We start from the raw sequence: 18,712 nt of genomic DNA, 5'->3' as shown, positions 1-18,712 counted from the left end.
CACGTTGGGTGCCCACCCCGGCGGGGGCTCACCCGCCGGGCGGCCGCTCCTCCTGGGGCAGGTAGACCCCCGGCTCGTCGAGCGCGTGCACCCACACGGGCGCGCCGGCGAGCTTCACCTCGGCCGCGGACAGGGCCCGGCGGTAGGCGCCGACGCCGTCCCACCGGGTGACCAGCGCCCACAGGCCGTCGTCGTCGGTGCAGCGGCCCAGCTCGCCGTCCCGGAAGCCGGGGCGGGCGGCGAGCGCGGCCAGCAGGACGTCGACGGCGGCGGGAAGCGCGCCGGCGTCGGCCTCGGACACCCGCAGCCGGGTCACGGCGAACACGATCAGCCTCCTCTTGGTGCGGCCCCGTCCCGGGCCCCGCTGGCCCCCTGCAGGGTCCCGCCGCGAGCCTGCGAGTGGCGGGGGGCAGGGGTTCCTTTTCGAAGGGTGGGGAGGACGGGGTCCTTTCTCACGCGCTGCCGAAGCGGCGCTGCCGCGAGGCGTACTCCTCGCACGCGGCCCACAGGTGCCGGCGGTCGAAGTCCGGCCACAGCGTGTCGAGGAAGACGAACTCGGCGTAGGCCGACTGCCACAGCAGGAAGTTGCTGGTGCGGTTCTCCCCCGAGCTGCGCACGAACAGGTCGACGTCGGGCATGTCGGGCTCGTCGAGGAACCGGGCGACGGTGCCCTCGTCGACCTTGCCGGGGTCGAGCCGGCCGGCGGCGACCTCGCGGGCGATGGCCGCGGCGGCGTCGGCGATCTCGGCCCGGCCGCCGTAGTTGACGCACATGGTCAGCGTGAGGACGTCGTTGTCCCGGGTGAGCTCCTCGGCGACCTCGAGCTCCTTGATGACGCTGCGCCACAGCCGCGGACGGCGGCCCGCCCAGCGCACCCGCACCCCCAGCTCGTGCATCTCGTCGCGGCGCCGGCGGATGACGTCGCGGTTGAAGCCCATGAGGAAGCGGACCTCCTCGGGGCTGCGCCGCCAGTTCTCGGTGGAGAACGCGTAGGCGCTGATCGCCCTGACGCCCAGTTCGATGGCGCCCTCGACGCAGTCGAACAGCGAGGACTCCCCCGCCTCGTGCCCGGCGGTGCGCGGCAGCCCGCGCTGCTTGGCCCAGCGGCCGTTGCCGTCCATCACGATGGCGACGTGGCCGGGCACCCGGTCCGGCGGCAGCTGCGGGGGTCGGACGCCCGAGGGGTGCGGGTTCGGGGCCTTCACCTCACGCCTCACTCAGCAGACCTGCTCCCCGGCGCGGGGCCGTCGGATCGGACCGGTCGACCAGCGGCAGCGAGCGCAGCCCGCGTTCCAGGTGCCACTGCAGCAGCGCGGCGACCAGCCCGCTGCCCTCACGGCGGTTGGCGTTCTGGCTGGCCTCGGCGGCGTCCCAGTCGCCGGTCAGCAGCGCGTCGAGCAGCTCGACGGTGGCCGGGTTGGGCATCGCCGAGCCGGTCGGCCGGCAGGGCGGGCACACCATGCCGCCGGCGGGCACCGAGAAGTGCCGGTGCGGGCCCTCCTCACCGCAGCGGGCGCAGCCGCCGAGCGCCGGCTCCCAGCCGGCGACCGACATGGCGCGCAGCAGGAAGGCGTCGAGCACCAGCGGAGCCGGGTGGGTGCGCTCGGACAGGGCCCGCAGCGCCCCGATGACGAGGAGGAACAGCCGCAGCGAGGGCTCCCTCTCCTCGGCCGTCAGCCGGTCGGCGGTCTCGAGCACCGCGGTGCCGGCGGTGTAGGCCGGGTAGTCGGCCACGATCGCCTGGCCGTAGGCGCGGATCGACTCGGCCTGGCTGACGATGTCGAGGGTGCGTCCGGTGTAGAGCTGCAGGTCGACGTGGCTGAACGGCTCCAGCCGGGCGCCGAACTTGCTCTTGGTGCGGCGCACGCCCTTGGCCACGGCGCGCACCTTGCCGTGCCGGCGGGTGAGCACCGTGACGATGCGGTCGGCCTCGCCCAGCTTCTGGGTGCGCAGCACGACGCCCTCGTCGCGGTACAGCGACTTCGGGGTGTTCGACATCAGTACCCCAGCCGGTTGAGCTTCTTGGGGTCGTCCTGCCACTCGCCGAGCACCGTCACGTGCAGGTCCAGGTGCACGCGGGCGCCGAGCAGCGCCTCGATGCCCGGGCGCGCCTCGCTGCCGATCGCCTTGATGACCTGCCCGCCGCGGCCGAGCAGCATCGGCTTCTGGCTGGGGCGCTCGCAGTGCAGCAGCGCGTGGACCTCGACCAGCTCGGCGCCGTCCCGCTTGGGGTCGGGACGGCGGGTCATCTCCTCGATGGTGACGGCCAGTGAGTGCGGTACCTCCTGGAACACCTTCTCCAGGGCGGCCTCGCGGACCAGCTCGGCGATCTGCCGCTCGACGTCCTCGTCGGTGGTCTGCTCCTCCGGGTAGAGCGGCGGGCCCTCCGGCAGCAGGCCGACGAGCAGGTCCTCGAGCAGCTCGACCTGGTCGCCGCGCACGGCGCTCACCGGCACCACCTCGGCGGCCTCGACCAGCTGGCTGGCCGCGAGCAGCTGCTCGGCGACCTGCTTCTTCGACGCCGCGTCGGTCTTGGTCACCACGACGACGACCGGCGCCCGCACCTCCCGCAGCTGGCGGGCGATGAACCAGTCGCCGGTGCCGACGGGCTGGTCGGCCGGCACGCAGAAGACGACGACGTCGACCTCGGACAGGGTGTCGCGGACGACGTCGTTGAGCCGGCGGCCCAGCAGGCTCTTCGGCTTGTGCAGGCCCGGGGTGTCGACCAGCACCAGCTGCCCGCCGGGCCGGTGGACGACGCCGCGGATGGCGTGCCGGGTGGTCTGCGGGCGGTTGCTGACGATGCCGACCTTCTCGCCGACCAGGGCGTTGGTCAGCGTGGTCTTGCCCGCGTTGGGGCGGCCCACCAGACAGGCGAAACCGCTCCGGTACGGCGGCTGGTCCGGTGGTGTCACGCCCGCCATCCTCCCACCCGGGGACGACACCCCCGCGTCGCCCGTGCCGTGCGGGACGGCTGGGAGACTCGGGTCCGTGGCGGGACGCAGACGGCAGCAGCCGGCCGGGTCGGCGGCCGAGCGGACGGCGCGTGAGCGTCAGCGGCACCTGCTGCAGGTCGAGGCGTACCGCTTCTCCCCGGCACGCGGGACCCGCCGCTCGGCCACGGTGACACCCGCGCCGCTGCGCTACTGGCAGTACGACCCGGCGCGGCCGTGGCTGGTGGTCACGGTGCTGGCCGTCGTCGCGGCCTGGCTCGGCACCGCTGCCTGGGTCGGTGGCCCGTCGACCGTGGCCGGTGAGGCACCGGTCGCCGTCCTCGCCGGGCTGGCCGTCCTCGTCCTGTCGACGACCCGGCTGACCGTCTCGGACGCCGGGGTCTCCTCCGACGTCGCCGGCCTGCTCGGGGCGTCGTCCCGGCACGTGCTCGGCGTCAGCCAGGTGCTGGAGGTGCGCCGTGGCACCCCGCCGGCGGACTGGCCGGGGGCCGCCCGGCGCGGGGGCTGGTGGCCTGGGCGGACGCCTGTCGCTGTCCGGCACCTGTCGGACGACGGCACGATGGAGCAGGCGTTCACCACGCGCGTCCGTGACCCGGAGGCGTTCGCCGAGGCCCTCGGCCGGCCGCTGGGCTGAGACGGGCGACGCACCAGGTCGTCCCGGCGAACCTCCACCCCTGCTTCCACCTGTAAGCAGGGGTGGAGGACGGCGGGAGGACACCTGCCCGGGGTCGTCCCCGCGACGCTCCACCCCTGCTTCCCGGTGTGGGCAGGGGTGGAGGACGGCGGGTCACGCCGCCGGCCCGCTGCAGGGTCCCGCCGCCGGCCCGTCCCGAGGAGGACAGGGCCCTTCTACGGTGGAGGAGGGAATCCTTCCTCAGACGGTGGTGCGCAGGGCTCCGTCCGGGCCGGCGAGCAGCACGGAGGCGGACGGGGTGAGGTCGCGGACGGCGGCCAGCCCGGCCTCCTCGACGGCGTCGGCGGCCGAGACGACGGCGGCCGCCTCCAGCCCCTCGACCCCGCTGGAGACGGCGGCGGCGACGGCAGCCTGCAGCGCGGACAGCCGCAGCGAGGGCAGGGCGACGGTGGCGGCCAGGTAGGTGCGGCCGTCGGTGTCGCGGACCGCCGCGCCCTCCGGAGCGCCGGTGCGGCCGCGCGCGGAGCGGGCCAGGGTGACGAGCTTGGCGTCCTCGGGGTCCAGGGTCACGCGCCCATCCTCGCTGACGCTCGTCGGGCTCGTGACCCATGGGTGCCGTGTCCTCGCGCGACCTCGCGAGCTCGGTCGCGGACGGGACCTCACCCTTCCACGGCGCCGGCGGGCTCCTCGACACGGGTGGCGCCCGACGCGGTCGCGCCGGAGGCCGTGGCCCCGTGCGCCGGGGGCTCCTCGGCCTCGGCGGGCTCGGCCTCCTCGGGCACCCGGCACACCAGCAGGGTGTCGATCCGGTTGCGCCGTCCGCCGGTGCTCTCGGCGACCAGGCGCAGTCCGGCCACCTCGGCCTCGGAGCCCTCGATCGGCACCACGCCCAGCTCACGGGCGAGCAGGCCGCCGACGGTCTCCACGTCGTCGTCCTCGGGCAACTCGACGTCGAAGAGCGTGGCGAGGTCCTCGACCGGCAGCCGGGCGGTGATCCGCACCGAGCCGTCGTCCAACTGCTCGACCGGCGGGCGCTGGAAGCGGTCGTGCTCGTCGGCGATCTCGCCGACGATCTCCTCGAGGATGTCCTCGATCGTCACTAGCCCGGCGAAGCCGCCGTACTCGTCGACCACGATCGCGATGTGGATGCGCTGGGCCTGCATGTCCCGCAGCAGCTCGTCGACCGGCTTGGACTCCGGCACGAACGTCGGCGGACGCATGAGGTCCTCGACCCGCACCGTGTTCCTCGGGTCCTGCCCGCCCTGGGTCCGGCGGATGAGGTCCTTGAGGTAGATGACGCCGACGACGTCGTCGACGTTCTCGCCGATGACCGGGATCCGGCTGAACCCGCTGCGCATGGCCAGCGCGAGCGCCTGACGGAGGGTCTTGGTCCGCTCGATCCAGACGACGTCGGTGCGCGGCACCATGACCTCGCGGGCGATGGTGTCGCCCAGCTCGAAGACCGAGTGGATCATGTTGCGCTCGCCGGACTCGACGACGCCGCGCTCCTCGGCCATGTCGACCAGCTCGCGCAGCTCGACCTCGGAGGAGAACGGCCCGTCGCGGAAGCCGCGGCCGGGCGTGATCATGTTGCCGATCAGGATGAGCAGCGTGGCGATGGGCCCGAGCACCCGGCCCAGCAGCCGGACCACGCCGGCGCAGGCCAGCGCCGTGCCGTAGGCGTGCTGGCGGCCGAGCGTGCGTGGGCCGACGCCGACCAGCACGTAGCTGACGACGGTCATCACCCCGGCCGCGACCAGCACCGCCTGCCAGCCCCCGCCCCAGATCCGGTAGAGGATGACCGCGACCAGGGTGGCGGCCACCATCTCGCAGGCGATCCGCAGCAGGAGCAGCAGCGCCACGTGCCGGGCCCGCTCGGCGACGACGTCGGAGAGCACGCCGGCCCGCTGGACGCCGTCCCGGCGCAGCTCGTCCACGCGCGCCTTGGACACCCGCTGGAGAGCCGCCTCCATCGCGCCGAACAGGCCGGCGAGCGGGATCAGGCAGACGGCGATCACCAGCAGGGTGATCTCGCCGGAGGTCATCGGTCGACCGGTCCCCGGGGGACGGCTGCGCCGGTCATCGGGGCCCGTGGGGCGGCGCGCCAGCCGTCGAGCAGCTTGGTCTGCAGGCCGAACATCTCCTTCTCCTCCTCGGGCTCCATGTGGTCGTAGCCCAGGAGGTGCAGCACGCCGTGCGTGGCGAGCAGGACCAGCTCGTCGTCCATCGTGTGGCCGGCCGCGCGGGCCTGCTTGATGGCCACCGAGGGGCACAGCACGACGTCCCCGAGCAGGGCCGGGCCGGGGTCGGGCTCGTCGGGGCGGCCGGTGTCCAGCTCGTCCATCGGGAAGGCGAGGACGTCGGTGGGCCCCTTCTCCCCCATCCAGCGCTCGTGCAGCGTGCTCATGTAGTCCGGGTCGACGCAGAGCACCGACAGCTCGGCCATCGGGTTCACGCCCATCTCGCCCAGCACGTACGTGCAGATGGCGGCGAGGGAGGACTCGTCGACGGCGATCTCGGACTCGTTGGCGACCTCGACGGGCACGGCGGTCAGCTCCCCTGGCGGCGCGGTCGCGCCGGGCGCGCCGGCTGCTGCTGGGTCGCCGCCGGGCGCTGGTTGTTCGCGGAGTCCCAGCGCTCGTAGGCGTCGACGATGTCGCCGACCAGCCGGTGGCGTACGACGTCGGCGCTGGTCAGGTTCGCGAAATGCACGTCCTCGATGCCGTCGAGGATCTCCCGCACGATCCGCAGCCCGCTCTGCGCGCCGCCGGGCAGGTCGACCTGGGTGACGTCGCCGGTGACCACGATCTTGGAGCCGAAGCCGAGCCGGGTGAGGAACATCTTCATCTGCTCGGCGGTGGTGTTCTGCGCCTCGTCGAGGATGACGAACGCGTCGTTGAGGGTGTTGTGCGTGACGAGGAAGTCGTCCGTCACGTACAGCGAATCCTGGGCCGCCACCTGGATGCACAGGGTCTCCTGCTCGCCCACCGGCTCGATGCTGTCGAGGAAGCGCATCGGCCGGCCTCCGCCCGCGGCGTCGTAGACCTGACGCTTCCGCTCCAATCGGAACGGCTGCACACCGGCGGGGAGTCGGATGTCGAGGACGTAGGCGTCCTCCCGGTACTCCACGGGTCGTCCCTGCGCACGACCCGGACGACGACCCGCCGCCGCGCGGACGCGCGAGTGGACGACCCCGCCGAGCGAACGGACCAGGAACGTGACGCCGTCCTTGAGCCCAGGTGAGGTCGTCGTGTACTGGATACGGCAGGTCCGACCCCGTTGCACCACCGGTCCGCCGTCCGAGTCGAGCAGTCCCTGCAGCACCGCGGTGCGGACCGCCGCAGAGTTGTGCAGGTACGGCTCAGGGACGAACTTCGTGGCGGACGTCGTCCCCGCCAGCTCCAGCCGGCGCAGGGCCGCGGTCACCGGGTTGGCGATCCGCAGGCCGCCGCGACCACCGTCCTCGTGGTGCAGGACGTAGTCGTACCCGGACTTCTGACGCACCGTGATCCCGTCGAGCGCGGACTCCAGGGCGGCGACCAGCTGGGGGTCCGCCGTGGCGAACGCCGGGGTCGTCGAGGTCGTCGGGCAACCGTCGCCGAGCAGCAGGCCGAGGGCGTACGGGTCGAGCGGCACGTCCTGTGGCTCGAAGTGCACCGGCTCGACGAGCGGGAGCTCGTACCGGTGGATGCCGCCGCGTCGCAGCCGACCGACCATCTCCTGGGTCTCGAGCGTGCGCGTCTTCCCGCGACGACGGTCCTCGGGCGTGGTGACGGTCCACAGGTGCTCGCCACAGGCCAGCGTCCACGCGCCGTCCTGGGTGGCGACGCGGTAGACCTCCTTGCGGCCCTGCGGGTAGACGCCGAGCACCGGCGTGGGCGTGCCGTCGGAACCGATGACCAGGTCACCGACCCGGAGCGTGCCGACCGGCACGAAGCCGGCCGGGGTGAGCACCTGGGCGTCGTAGGGCTGAGCGCGTCCGCGCATGTAGGCCAGCGGCGCGACCTCGATGGTCCCGGACTGCATCAGCCGCGGGATGGACTCCGGGTCGACCATGTCGTGCAGCGCGTCGTACAGCGGCCGCAGGTACGGGTCGATCTTCTCGCTGAGCGTGCCGGGCAGGTACCCGAGCCGCTCGCCGGCCTCGACGGCCGGGCGGGTGAGGATGATCCGGTTGACCTGCTTGGTCTGCAGCGCCTGTACGGCCTTGGCCATCGCCAGGTAGGTCTTGCCGGTGCCGGCGGGGCCGATGCCGAACACGATGGTGTGCGCGTCGATGGCGTCGACGTAACGCTTCTGGTTCAGCGTCTTGGGCCGGATCGTGCGCCCGCGACGGCTGATGATGTCGAGGCTGAGGACGTCGGCCGGCCGCTCCGAGCCGCCGGCGCGCAGCATCCCGATGACCCGGCGCACCGAGTCCGGGCGCAGCAACTGGCCGGTGCCCAGCAGCGCGATCAGCTCGTCGAACACCGCGACGGCGAAGGCGTTGTCGGCCGGCTGGCCGGTCACCGCGATCTCGTTGCCGCGCACGTGCACGTCGGTGTCGACCTCGTTCTCGACCAGGCGCAGCAGCTCGTCGCCGGAGCCGAGCAACGACACCATCGGGACGGAGTCGGGGACGGTGATGGTCGTCCGGACGGCGGTGGAGGCGTCGCCCAGACCGCTACCGGACTGGGCGGGCACGCCGAGATGGCCGTCCGCCGCTGCGGCCTGTGCCGAGGCCTCACGCGAGGTGGGCGCTCCGGGCACGGGGACGTTCGAGGAGGAGTCGGGCAAGAACCCTCGACCCTGCCTTCCTGCGAGAGGAGGTGCGGACCTGCCCGAGTCTACCCGCGCGCGCAGTCCCGGAACCGCCGTCCGGGCGACCGCTCACCTCCCCGAGTAGGTCGCCTTCCCCGGTCCGTCGGCGAGGAAGGAGTCCACCGCACCGCGCAGGTCCTCGGTGGCGAAGAGCGCGCCGGAGACGGCGGGCACCAGGTCGTCCGCGGCCCGCGCGCCCTGCCGGACGGCGGTGGTGACCAGCTGCTTCGTGGCCGCGTGCGCCACGGTCGGGCCGGCCGCGACCTGGTGTGCGTAGGCGCGGGCGGCCTCGGCGAAGCCGTCGTCGGGCAGCACCCGGTTCACCACGCCCCACCGCTCGAGGACGGCGGCCGGGTAGCGCTCGCCGGTGAGGACGAGCTCCTTGGCGCGCGCGGACCCGGCCCGTTCGGCCAGCCGCTGCGGCCCGCCCATGGACGGGGTCAGCCCGACGACGATCTCGACCAGCCCGAACGACGCCCGCTCCGCCGCGAGCAGGATGTCGCAGGCCAGCGCCAGCTCGAACGCGGCGGTGAGGGTCAGCCCGTGCGCGGCGAACACGGTGGGCACCGGGAGGTCCTCGAACGTCTGCGCCACCCGCAGCAGCCGCCGCCAGAGCTCCGCGCCGCGCTCGGCGGGCTCGGGGCCCTGGGCGATGTCCCGGAACACCGTGACGTCGACCCCGCCGGAGACCACCCTGCCGCGCGCCTCGACCAGTACCGCCCGGGCCCGCGCGGGGTCGGCCGGGTCGGTGAGCCGGACCAGCTCGTCGGCGACCGCCTCGATCGCGTCGAACACCGGGGCGTCGAAGAGGTTCAGCGGCGGGGAGTCCAGGACGACGACGGCGACGTCGCCGTCCCGCTCGATGCGGACGGGCGCGGGATCGGTCATGGCCGCAGCCTGGCAGACGCCGCAGCGGGGTACCCACGGCCGCATGACCGACCGCCTCCCGTACGCGCTGACCTCGGCCGCCGTGACCGCCACGGCCGTCCTCGGCGGGATCGGCGCGGCTCCCGGCACCCACTGGTGCCGCGGCCTCGACAAGCCGCCGGCGGCCGCCTTCGGCCCGGTGTGGACGGCGCTGTACGTCCTGCTCGCCCTCGCCGGCGGCCGGTCGCTCGCGGGGTCCGGCGGGCGGGCGCGACGCGCGTACCTGCGGGCCTACCTGGCCAACCTGGCGCTCAACGCCGGCTGGACCTGGCTGTTCCCCCGCGCCCGGCGACCGGCGGCCGCCACCGCGGAGGCGGTGCTCCTGGCCGCGTCCACGGCTGACCTCGCCCGCCGGTCCTGGGCGGTCGCCGCCGGGCCGGCGCGGCGCTGGTCCCCTGCGCGGCGTGGACCTCGTTCGCGGCGGCGCTCACCGCGGCGATCGCCCGTCGCAACCCGCGCTGAGCCCGACTCAGCCGGGCGGCCAGCGCAGGTCGCGGCCGCCCAGCACGTGCAGGTGCACGTGGTGGACGGTCTGCCCGGCCGCGGGGCCGGTGTTGGTGACGACCCGGTAGCCGGGCTCGACGCCGTCCTCGGTGGCCAGGCCCTCCTGCAGGGCGACCGCCTCCGCCGCGCGGACGACCGCGCCCAGCAGGTCGGGGTCGGCGTGCGCCAGCGCGGCCACCGTCGGGTGGTGGCTCTTGGGCACCACGAGCACGTGGGTGGGCGCCTGCGGGTTGATGTCCCGGAAGGCGAACGTCCGGTCGGTCTCGTGCACGACGTCGGCGGGGATCTCGCCGGCGACCATGCGGCAGAAGAGGCAGTCGGTCACTCGTCGACCCTAGAAGGACCCTGTCCTCCCCACCCCTCGCACGCTCGGGGCGGGCCCCGGGACAGGGCCGCCCGTCCTCCTCATCGTTCGCAGGCTCACGGCGAGCCTCTGGACGGGGCCTGCCCGGGACGGGGGCGTGGCGTCACCGCTGGCGGGGTGTGGTCTCGACCCCCAGGTACGCCTGCACGATGCGCTCGTCGGCGAGCAGCCCGGCCGCCGGGCCGGAGTGGACGACCTCGCCGCTCTGCAGCACGTAGCCGTGGTCGGCGGCGCGGAGCGCCCGGCGGGCGTTCTGCTCGACGAGCACCACGGTGGTGCCCGACGCCCGGATCTCCCCGATCACCCGGAACACCTCGTCGACGATCTTGGGGGCGAGCCCCATGGAGGGCTCGTCCATGAGCATGACCGTCGGCGCGGCCACCAGGGCCCGGGCGATGGCGAGCATCTGCTGCTCGCCGCCGGAGAGCGCACCGGCGGGCAGGGCACGGCGCTCGGCGAGTACCGGGAAGCGGTCGTACACGGCGTCGATGGACCGCTGAGCGGTCCCGCCGGTGTGCCACGCGCCCATCCGGAGGTTCTCCTCGATGGTGAGCGTGGCCAGGATCTGCCGGCCCTCGGGGACCTGCACCAGCCCGCGGCCCACGAGCTTGTGGGCCGGCGTCCGGGTCACGTCGCGTCCCTCGAAGGTGATCCGCCCGCCGGCCGGCCGCAGGATGCCCGAGACGGCGTTGATGACCGAGGACTTCCCGGCACCGTTGGCCCCGACCAGGGTCACCAGCGAGCCCTGGTCGACGGCGAAGGAGACCCTGCGGACGGCCTCGACCCGCCCGTAGCTGACCCGCAGGTCCTCCACGCTCAGGATGGGGTTGCTCATGTCGCGTTCCTCGGGGTGGTGTCCGGGAGGTCGAGCGTGCCGGCCGCGCTCGGGTCCACGTTGGTGACGGCACCCGGCGCGGCGACGGCCCCGCCGGCCCCGGTCGGGTCGGTCAGGGTCCCGTCGGCGATCGACCGGCCGTCCGCCTCGTCGTCGGCCGTACCGAGGTAGGCCTCGATGACGGCGGGATCGGCAGCGATCTCCGCCGGCGACCCACTGGCGATGACCTCGCCGAAGTCGAGGACGACGACCCGCGTGCAGGTCTCCAGGACCATGCCGACGTTGTGCTCGATGAACAGGATCGTCAAGCCGTCCCGGGCCAGCGACCGGATGAGCTCGGACAGCCTCGCCGCCTCGACGTGGTTCATGCCGGCCGCCGGCTCGTCCAGGATCAGCAGGGACGGCTCGGAGGCGAGCGCCCGGGCGATCTCCAGCCGGCGCTGGTCGCCGTAGGACAGCGACGACGCCCGGTTCCCGGCCAGGTCGCTCAGCCCCACCCGCTCCAGGCAGCGGGCGGCGTGCACCAGGGCCGCCCGCTCGTCGCGCCGGGCCGAGGGCAGCCACAGCAGGCGGCGCAGGAAGGTGGGGCGGCTGACCAGGTGCGCACCCACGAGCACGTTCTCCAGCGCGGACAGCCGGTTGAACAACTTGGAGTGCTGGAAGGTGCGGCTCACACCGGCCGCCGCCACCCGGTGCACGGGGGTCCGCCCGATCGTCGTCCCCAGGACCGTGGCGCTGCCCGAGCTGGGCGGCACCAGGCCGCTGATCATGTTCACCAGGGTGGTCTTGCCCGCCCCGTTCGGGCCGATCAGGCCCACGACCTCGCCGCTGCGGATCTCCAGGTCGATGCCCCGGACGGCGTGCACCCCGCCGTACTCCTTGGCCAGGCCCGTCAGGCTGACCACCGTCTCGCCGGCGGCGGGGTGCCGGCGGGCGGCCAGGCCCGGCACGGGGTCGGCCCCCGACATCGACGGGACGCGGGTGCGTCGCGGGATCAGGCTGGCCAGCCCACCCGGCAGGAAGAGGATCACCACGAGCAGCAGCAGGCCGGCGAGGAAGGGACGGATCCAGCCGGCCTCCACCCCGACCGCGCGCTGGATCTCGGGGACCATCGTCTGGAACCCGCTGCCCAGGACCGGGCCGACGAACATCGTGGAGCCGCCGACCACCGCCGTGACCAGACCCTCGACGGCGGCCGTGAAGTCGAAGTCGTTGGGCGCGATCAGGCGCACGTAGTAGGCGAAGAGCACGCCGTACAGGCCGGCCACCGCGCCGGCGGTGATGAACGCGGCCAGGCGGTGCCGGCCCACGTCGATGCCCATCGAGCGGGCCGCGAGCTCGTCCTCGCGGATCGCCTCCAGTGCTCGGCCGTAGCGCGACCGTCCCATCCGCCAGAACCAGTACGCGACGACGGCCAGCACGGTCCAGGCCGTGCCGACGGTCAGGATGCGGGGCACCGCGAGTCCCTGGGCACCGCCGGTCCACTCCTGGTTGAGCAGCACGACGCGCACCGCCTCGGCGAACCCGAGCGTGGCGATGGCGAGGAACACACCCCGCAGGTGCATGGTCGGCAGGCCGAGCACGACGGCGGCGAGAGCGCCGACCGCCATGCCGATGACGACGGCGGCCAGCAGCGCGGGCACGTCGCCGACGTCGTCCCCGCTGGGGGCGAGGGAGGCCGCCGAGAAGGCGGCCAGGGAGGCGAACCCGGCCTGGCCGAGGCTCAGCTGCCCGGCGATCAGGACGGCGTAGAACGAGTAGGCGAAGATCGCCCCGAGGGCGATGAAGGTCAGCGTGGTGGCGTACTGGGCGAGCATCAGACCTCCCGGACCCTCCGGGCGCCGAGCAGACCCTGCGGGCGCACCAGGAGGATCAGGAACAGCAGCCCGAACGCGATCACGTCGCGCCAGGACGATCCGATGTACTGGACGGCGAACACCTCGGCCAGCCCCAGCACGAGGCCGCCGATGAGCGCACCGGGCAGCGACCCCATGCCGCCGACGATGATGACGGCCAGCCCCTTGAGCTCGATGGCCGCGCCCATACCGAGCTGGGCGGTGTTCACGTTGATGGCGAACAGCACGCCGGCGACCGCCCCCAGCGCGGAGGAGATGGCGAACGTGACGGCGGTGATCCGGTCGACGTTGACGCCGAGCACGCGGGCCGCGGTCGGGTTCTCCGCGACGGCGCGCATGCCGCGGCCCAGGCGGGTCCTGGTGACCATGTAGGTCAGCCCGACCATGAGCGTGAGGGAGACGGCGAGGATGACCACCTGGGCCAGGGTCACCTGCGCGCCGACGACCTCGAACCGGGTCTCGGGGAACGAGCCGGCCGGGAACCGGCGGGTGTCCGGGCCGTAGCGCCACTGCAGCAGCGCGATGAGCATCCCGGCGAGGGCGATCGAGGAGATCAGCCCGGCGAAGTGGGCGTCGGCCCTGCCCTTGAGGGGGCGGAACGCCAGCCGCTCGATCACCAGGCCGAGCACCGCGCCGAAGACGAACACGATCGGCAGCGCCGCCCACAGCGACAGCCCACCCCGCTCGACCAGCTCGATGCCCACGAACGCCGAGGCGGCGAAGACCGCGGGGTGCGCCAGGTTGAGCCGGTCCAGGATCCCGAAGACCAGGGTGAAGCCGATGGCGAACAGGGCGTAGATCGAACCGATGAAGATGCCGTTGAGGAGCTGCTGCACAGCCGTCCCTGTCTGATCGTGTCTGCAGACCCCGGCCCGCCGGGGTCCCGCGCGGGGACCGGGTGCACCGGGTCCCCGCTCGCGGAAGGTACCGAGAGTCCCCTCCGGCCGGTCCACCCGGCCGGAGGGGACGTCCGGCTCACTCCAGGACGGCGAACGTGCCGTTCTGGACGATCTGCACGACGGCCGGGTGGACGGCGTCCCGGTTCTCGTCGATGGAGAACTCCCCGAGCACGGTCGGGACGTTCTCCAACTCGCCGAGCGCCTGCTTGATGCTCTCCCGGTCGGCGGCGCAGTTGGCGCGGACGGCCTGGTCGACGAGCATGAGGCCGGCGTAGGCCTGGGCGGCGAACTGGTCGGGCTGGGAGTCGTACTCGGCCGCGAAGTCCGCCAGGAAGGCGGCGTTCTCCGGGTTGTCGGAGGCGGAGTTCCAGGCGGCGCCGACGACGACGCCCTCGGCCGCCTGACCGGCGTCGGCCATCAGGCGCGGGTTGTTGAACCCGTTGCCGCCGATGATCGGCACGTCGATGCCCAGCTCACGGGCCTGTGTCACCAGGGGGATCGCGGCCTCGATCAGCGCGGAGACGACGAGCGCGTCGGGGTCGCTCTGCTGGGCCTGGGTCAGCAGGGCGCGGAAGTCGGTGTCGGCCTTGGAGAAGGTGATCGTCTCGCTCACCGTGACGCCCTGCTCCTCCAGGGCGGCGGCGAAGGCCTCGTAGCCGGACTCGGTGAACGCGTCGTCGTTGCTGTACATCACGACCACGTCCTGCAGCCCGTACTCCTCGGTGGCCGTGGCGATGGTCTGCGGGATCACCGCCTGCTCCGTGAGCGAGTTCCGGAAGACGTAGTCGCCGATCTCGGTGACGCCGGCGGCGGTGTTGGAGATGCCCAGCACCGGGACCCCCGCCTCCTGGGCGATCGGGTCGGCCTGCACCGCGGCGTTGGACAGGGTGGGACCGATGATCAGGCTCACGCCGTCGGACACGAACTGGTCGAACAGGGTGATGCCCTGGCGCGGGTCGGTCTGGTCGTCCTCGATCCGCAGGTCGTAGGTGACGCCGCCCTTCTCGGCCAGCTGCGCGGCGGCCAGGTCCAGCCCCCGCTGCTGCGACTCGCCGTAGCTCGCCGCGGCGCCGGTCAGGCTCAGCACGGCGCCGATGGGCACCTCGGCCTCGATGGTGCAGGAGTCCCCGCTGCCCTCACCGGAGAGCTCACCGGAGGCGGCCGCGCCGCTGTCACCCCCGTCGCCGGAGCCGCAGGAGGCGAGGAGGAGGACCGCCGCGGCGGCCGCGGCGGCGGTGCTGAGTGGAACGCGCATGTCTCTCCCCTGGTTGTGCACGACGGCCCCGCCGCGGCCCGCGGGCGGCCGGGTCCGGCGCGCTGTCGCACGGACGTCGTGTGGCCGGCCGGTGTGCGGCCGGCGACTGGCAGCCGACACAGTAGGCACCCGCGCGCGGTGGTCCGCCGCGGGCGGGGGCACCGTGCCCAGAACGTGACCCTGGCGCCGGCCGAGCCCCGGGCCGCGGCGGCGCCGCAGCCGGTACAGGATGGGGACCCGTCCCCGACCCCGGAGGTGTCCCGTGCCCGTCCCCCACCCGAGGACGTAGTGAGCACCCGTCGCGTCGCCCGGTCGGGTGGCCCCGGAAGCCGGTCCCTCCTCCCCCCGCTGTCCCGTCGTTCCTTCCTCGCCGCGGGTGCCGCCCTCGTCGCCGGCCTCCCCGGCTGCGGCCGATCCGCCGCCGTCACCTCCTCCGGCGCGCTGCGCGTCGGCGCCATCCCCGACCAGGACCCCGAGGTCCTGCAGCGCCTCCACGGCACCGTCGCCGACGCGCTGGCCACGGCGCTCGGCCTCGAGGTCCGGTACACGCCGGTCACCGACTACGCCGCCGCCGTCTCCCTCTTCCGCACCGGCGACCTCGACCTCGTCTGGTTCGGCGGGCTCACCGGCGTCCAGGCCCGGCTGCAGACCCCGGGCGCCGAGCCGGTCGCCCAGCGCGACATCGACGCGGCCTTCACCTCGGCGTTCGTGGTCAACGCGAGCACCGGACTGGCGCCGTCCGACGACCTGACCGCGCTGGCGCCGCTGCGGTTCACCTACGGCAGCGAGACCTCGACGTCGGGCCGGCTGATGCCCGCGTGGTTCCTGCGCGAGGCCGGCGTCGACCCGCAGGGCTTCCCCGGCGGCCCCGGCTTCTCCGGCTCGCACGACGCGACGCTCGCGCTGGTCGCCTCCGGCAGCTACCAGGCCGGGGTGCTCAACTCGCAGGTCTGGCGCGCCCGCAGCGAGGAGGGCGCGGTCGACCCGGCGGTCGTGCGCTACGCCGAGAGCCCGCCGTACGCCGACTACCACTGGCTGCTCGGCCCGCAGACCGCCGGGCGGACCGGCGTCCCCGACCTCCGGGACCGGCTGGTCGACTTCTTCACCGGCCTGCCCGCCGGCTCCCCGGTGCTCGATCTCTTCGGCGCGGGCGGGTTCGTCCCGGTGCGGCCGTCGGACCACGACCGGATCGAGGAGATCGGCCGCGAGCTGGGGCTGGTCAGCTGACCGCCGTCCTGCGGCTGGACGGTGTCACGGTCCGGTACGGCGGGACGACGGCGCTGGCCGGTGTCGACCTGGCGGTCGGCCCCGGCGAGCGGGTCGCCCTCGTCGGCGCCTCCGGAGCCGGCAAGTCCACGCTGCTCGCGCTCGCCAACGGCACGGTGTCGCCCACCGCCGGCACCGTGCGGGTGCTGGGCGCCGACCCCGCGGCGCTGTCCGGTCGGGACCGCCACCGGCTGCTGGCGCGGGTGGGCACCGTGCACCAGTCGCTGGAGCTGGTCGGCCGGCTGCGCGTGGTGCACGACGTCAACGCCGGCCGGCTGGCCTCCTGGTCGGCGGCCCGGGCGGCCTGGTCGCTGGTGCGCCCGCAGGGGTTGCCGGAGGTGCTGGCCGCGCTGGCGCGGGTGGGCCTGGCCGACCGCGTCTTCGAGCGCACCGAGCGGCTCTCCGGCGGCCAGCGGCAGCGGGTGGCCATCGCACGCCTGCTGGTCCAGCAGCCCGATCTGGTGCTGGCCGACGAGCCGGCGTCCGCCCTCGACCCGGTGCTCGCCGACCGGGCGCTGGCGCTGCTCGGCGAGCCGGCGCGGACCCGCGGCGGCGCGCTGGTCGCGGCGCTGCACGACGCCGGGCTGGTGCGGCGGCACTGCGACCGGGTGGTGGGGCTGGCCGGTGGCCGGGTGGTGCTCGACGCCCCGGTGACCGCCCTGTCGGCCGCCGACCTCGCGGAGCTCTACGGGGCGGCGACGTGACGCTGGAGCTCGACCGGCAGGTGCGGCCGGCCGCTCCGCCGCTGCGGCGGGACCGGCGCCGCTGGGCGTGGGGCCTCGGTGCCGCGGGGGTGCTGGCCTGGTCGCTGGCCGGCGCCGGGCTGTTCAGCGGCGACGTGTTCAACCCCGGCGGGACGGCGCAGTTCGGCCGGTTCGCCGCCGCGGCGCTGGACCCGGCGGTCGACGCGGCGTTCCTCGGCGTCCTCGCCCGGTCCGCGCTGGTCACCGTGGCCCACGCCGCGGCCGGCACCGCACTGGCGCTCGCCCTCGGCGCTGCCGGCGCGGTGCTGGTCTCGCGTACCACGTGGGGACGCCGCCGCGCCGGCTGGCTGGCCGCCCGCGGCGTGCTCGCCGTCCCGCGGGGGCTGCACGAGGCGGTGTGGGGCCTGCTGCTGGTCAACGTGCTGGGCCTGGACCCGTGGGTGGCGGTGCTGGCGATCGGGCTGCCCTACGGCGCGGTGACCGCCAAGGTGTTCGCCGACCTGGTCGACGAGGCCCCGCGCGGGGCGTACCGGGCGCTGCGGGCCGCAGGGGCCGGGCGGACGTCGGCGGCGCTCTACGGGCTGCTGCCACCGGCCGCGGGCGGGCTGCTCTCCTACGCGTTCTACCGGCTGGAGTGCGCGGTCCGCTCGGCCGTCGTCCTGGGCATGGTGGGCGCCGGCGGGCTGGGCTACGAGCTGGCGCTGTCGTTCGCGTCGCTGCGCTGGGAGCAGGTGTGGAGCGCGGTCTACGCGCTGTCGCTGCTCTGCCTGGCCGCCGAGGTCGCCGGGCGGGGAGTGCGCCGTCGGCTGGCCGCGCCGCCGTCGTCCGGCCGGCGGGACCGCGTGCTGGCCGCTGCCGTCGCCGGCACCGTCGTCCTCCTGGCGTGGGCGTGCTGGTACCTGGCGCTGTCGCCGGCGTCGCTGGTGTCTGACCGGACCGTCACTCAGCTCGCTCACGTGCTGCGCGCGGCCTGGCCTCCGGCGACCGACGGCGGCCTGCTGCGCGCGGTCGCGGCGTCGGCGGTCGACACGGTGCAGGTGTCGGTCATCGCCATCGCCGTCGCGCTGCTGGGTGCCGTGCTGCTGGCCGGCCCCGCGGCGCGGCCGGCCGGGCGGTCCTCCCCCGGACGCCGGGGCGCGGGGGCGCTGCTCCGGGGCGGGCTGCTCCTGCTGCGCGCGGTGCCCGCGCCGGTGTGGGCGCTGGTGCTGCTCTTCCTGCTGCTGCCGGGCGTGCTGCCCGGCGCGCTGGCGCTCGGCGTCCACACGCTGGGGGTGCTGGGCCGGCTGGCGGCGGAGACCACCGAGGAGCTCGACTCCCGGCCGCGGGCGGCGCTGGCCGCGCTGGGCGCCCGGCCGGCGGCCGCGTGGCTGTACGCGGTGTTGCCGCGGGCGGCCGGGCCGGTGCTGGCCCACGCCCTGTACCGGTGGGAGGTGGCCGTCCGCGACACGGTGCTGATCGGGTTGCTGGGCGCCGGCGGGCTCGGCGCGCTGCTCGCGTCGGAGCTGGCGACCTTCGACTGGGCCGCGGTCACGACGGTGCTCGTCGCGGTCGTCGTCCTCACCTGGGCGGTGGACGTGGTCAGCGACCGCGCCCGCGCCGCCCTGCGCTGAGGGTGGCCCCGGTGGCCGTCCTGGCTCAGCGTTCCGGGTCCTGGCTCACGACCGGTGCTGAGCCAGGACCCGCGACGATCAGCTCAGCTGATCGTCGTCAGGCG

18 protein-coding genes and 1 pseudogene are annotated in these 18,712 nt (G+C 74.6%); 5 read left to right on the top strand and 14 right to left on the bottom strand.

The window, feature by feature from the left end; genetic code table 11:
* Positions 1–28 precede the first annotated feature (28 nt).
* The 4 genes from BLW63_RS20550 to era form a co-directional block, all read right to left on the bottom strand.
* Entirely contained in the window at positions 29–325 is a 297-nt protein-coding gene (locus tag BLW63_RS20550) for an antibiotic biosynthesis monooxygenase family protein (RefSeq protein ID WP_091160502.1), read from the bottom strand.
* Between the two features lie 127 nt (positions 326–452).
* Positions 453–1,205, bottom strand: a complete 753-nt coding sequence (locus BLW63_RS20545; RefSeq protein WP_244522696.1) for an isoprenyl transferase — start codon at positions 1,203–1,205, stop codon at positions 453–455.
* A 1-nt stretch (position 1,206) separates the two neighbouring features.
* Complete coding sequence (gene recO, locus BLW63_RS20540; RefSeq protein ID WP_091160497.1) at positions 1,207–1,998, bottom strand: DNA repair protein RecO; 792 nt, start codon at positions 1,996–1,998, stop codon at positions 1,207–1,209.
* On the bottom strand, positions 1,998–2,924 hold the full coding sequence (gene era, locus BLW63_RS20535; protein ID WP_091160494.1) for a GTPase Era: 927 nt from the start codon (positions 2,922–2,924) through the stop codon (positions 1,998–2,000). Before era ends, recO begins: the two co-directional genes overlap by 1 nt.
* Before the next feature lie 67 nt (positions 2,925–2,991).
* Here era and BLW63_RS20530 point away from each other — a divergent pair, with 67 nt between their 5' ends.
* On the top strand, positions 2,992–3,588 hold the full coding sequence (locus BLW63_RS20530; protein ID WP_091160491.1) for a hypothetical protein: 597 nt from the start codon (positions 2,992–2,994) through the stop codon (positions 3,586–3,588).
* 240 nt (positions 3,589–3,828) lie between these two features.
* On the opposite strand, the gene BLW63_RS20525 is transcribed toward BLW63_RS20530, so the two are convergent.
* From BLW63_RS20525 to BLW63_RS20505, 5 genes are all read right to left on the bottom strand, one after another.
* The gene (locus BLW63_RS20525) at positions 3,829–4,158 is read right to left on the bottom strand and encodes a cytidine deaminase (protein WP_091160488.1); all 330 of its coding nucleotides are present in this window, start codon (positions 4,156–4,158) and stop codon (positions 3,829–3,831) included.
* An 89-nt stretch (positions 4,159–4,247) separates the two neighbouring features.
* On the bottom strand, positions 4,248–5,633 hold the full coding sequence (locus BLW63_RS20520) for a hemolysin family protein (protein WP_091160486.1): 1,386 nt from the start codon (positions 5,631–5,633) through the stop codon (positions 4,248–4,250).
* Positions 5,630–6,133, bottom strand: coding sequence for an rRNA maturation RNase YbeY (gene ybeY / locus BLW63_RS20515; protein WP_091160483.1), 504 nt, complete (start codon positions 6,131–6,133; stop codon positions 5,630–5,632). Before ybeY ends, BLW63_RS20520 begins: the two co-directional genes overlap by 4 nt.
* A gap of 5 nt (positions 6,134–6,138) precedes the next feature.
* Positions 6,139–8,271, bottom strand: coding sequence for a PhoH family protein (locus BLW63_RS29035; protein WP_244522695.1), 2,133 nt, complete (start codon positions 8,269–8,271; stop codon positions 6,139–6,141).
* Positions 8,272–8,457: 186 nt separating this feature from the next.
* Positions 8,458–9,276: an enoyl-CoA hydratase/isomerase family protein gene (locus tag BLW63_RS20505; protein ID WP_091160615.1), complete on the bottom strand. Its 819-nt coding sequence runs from the start codon at positions 9,274–9,276 to the stop codon at positions 8,458–8,460.
* On the opposite strand from BLW63_RS20505, the pseudogene BLW63_RS29030 reads away from it, so the two are divergent.
* Positions 9,251–9,670: pseudogene (locus BLW63_RS29030) on the top strand (TspO/MBR family protein); the annotation flags it as partial. The gene BLW63_RS20505 and the pseudogene BLW63_RS29030 sit on opposite strands and share 26 nt — an antisense overlap.
* A gap of 114 nt (positions 9,671–9,784) precedes the next feature.
* Here the strand turns inward: BLW63_RS29030 and BLW63_RS20495 are convergent.
* The 5 genes from BLW63_RS20495 to BLW63_RS20475 form a co-directional block, all read right to left on the bottom strand.
* Entirely contained in the window at positions 9,785–10,144 is a 360-nt protein-coding gene (locus BLW63_RS20495; RefSeq protein ID WP_170856886.1) for a histidine triad nucleotide-binding protein, read from the bottom strand.
* Positions 10,145–10,286: 142 nt separating this feature from the next.
* Positions 10,287–11,018 (bottom strand): ABC transporter ATP-binding protein, encoded by a 732-nt coding sequence (locus BLW63_RS20490; protein ID WP_091160480.1) that lies wholly within the window; start codon positions 11,016–11,018, stop codon positions 10,287–10,289.
* Positions 11,015–12,835 carry a branched-chain amino acid ABC transporter ATP-binding protein/permease gene (locus BLW63_RS20485; protein ID WP_091160478.1) on the bottom strand — a complete coding sequence of 607 codons (1,821 nt, stop codon included), beginning with the start codon at positions 12,833–12,835 and terminating at the stop codon, positions 11,015–11,017. The genes BLW63_RS20490 and BLW63_RS20485 overlap by 4 nt, the downstream gene beginning before the upstream one ends.
* On the bottom strand, positions 12,835–13,710 hold the full coding sequence (locus tag BLW63_RS20480) for a branched-chain amino acid ABC transporter permease (protein WP_091160476.1): 876 nt from the start codon (positions 13,708–13,710) through the stop codon (positions 12,835–12,837). The genes BLW63_RS20485 and BLW63_RS20480 overlap by 1 nt, the downstream gene beginning before the upstream one ends.
* Before the next feature lie 139 nt (positions 13,711–13,849).
* A complete protein-coding gene (locus BLW63_RS20475) occupies positions 13,850–15,028 on the bottom strand; it encodes an ABC transporter substrate-binding protein (RefSeq protein ID WP_091160475.1) in 1,179 nt (392 codons plus the stop codon).
* A gap of 288 nt (positions 15,029–15,316) precedes the next feature.
* Between BLW63_RS20475 and BLW63_RS20470 the strand changes: the two genes are divergently transcribed.
* Genes BLW63_RS20470 through BLW63_RS20460 form a run of 3 tightly spaced genes read left to right on the top strand, consistent with a single transcriptional unit; the run spans position 15,317 to position 18,608 of the window.
* Positions 15,317–16,255, top strand: a complete 939-nt coding sequence (locus BLW63_RS20470) for a putative selenate ABC transporter substrate-binding protein (RefSeq protein ID WP_091160610.1) — start codon at positions 15,317–15,319, stop codon at positions 16,253–16,255.
* Positions 16,252–16,998 (top strand): phosphonate ABC transporter ATP-binding protein, encoded by a 747-nt coding sequence (locus tag BLW63_RS20465; RefSeq protein WP_091160607.1) that lies wholly within the window; start codon positions 16,252–16,254, stop codon positions 16,996–16,998. The genes BLW63_RS20470 and BLW63_RS20465 overlap by 4 nt, the downstream gene beginning before the upstream one ends.
* Complete coding sequence (locus tag BLW63_RS20460; protein ID WP_091160474.1) at positions 16,995–18,608, top strand: PhnE/PtxC family ABC transporter permease; 1,614 nt, start codon at positions 16,995–16,997, stop codon at positions 18,606–18,608. Before BLW63_RS20465 ends, BLW63_RS20460 begins: the two co-directional genes overlap by 4 nt.
* The last annotated feature ends 104 nt before the right edge of the window (positions 18,609–18,712 follow it).

Origin of the sequence: Geodermatophilus africanus (assembly GCF_900107105.1) — a bacterium.
GTDB lineage: Bacteria > Actinomycetota > Actinomycetes > Mycobacteriales > Geodermatophilaceae > Geodermatophilus > Geodermatophilus africanus.
The sequence above is the reverse complement of the archived record's forward strand: the minus strand, read 5'-3'. Positions and strand labels throughout refer to the sequence as shown.

What these genes read in the sequence shown, in the direction of transcription:
- recO (WP_091160497.1), bottom strand. Translation starts at nt 1,998, where the DNA reads ATGTCGAACACCCCGAAGTCGCTGTACCGCGACGAGGGCGTCGTGCTG.
- era (WP_091160494.1), bottom strand. Translation starts at nt 2,924, where the DNA reads ATGGCGGGCGTGACACCACCGGACCAGCCGCCGTACCGGAGCGGTTTC.
- BLW63_RS20520 (WP_091160486.1), bottom strand. Translation starts at nt 5,633, where the DNA reads ATGACCTCCGGCGAGATCACCCTGCTGGTGATCGCCGTCTGCCTGATC.
- BLW63_RS20505 (WP_091160615.1), bottom strand. Translation starts at nt 9,276, where the DNA reads ATGACCGATCCCGCGCCCGTCCGCATCGAGCGGGACGGCGACGTCGCC.
- BLW63_RS20490 (WP_091160480.1), bottom strand. Translation starts at nt 11,018, where the DNA reads ATGAGCAACCCCATCCTGAGCGTGGAGGACCTGCGGGTCAGCTACGGG.
- BLW63_RS20485 (WP_091160478.1), bottom strand. Translation starts at nt 12,835, where the DNA reads ATGCTCGCCCAGTACGCCACCACGCTGACCTTCATCGCCCTCGGGGCG.
- BLW63_RS20475 (WP_091160475.1), bottom strand. Translation starts at nt 15,028, where the DNA reads ATGCGCGTTCCACTCAGCACCGCCGCCGCGGCCGCCGCGGCGGTCCTC.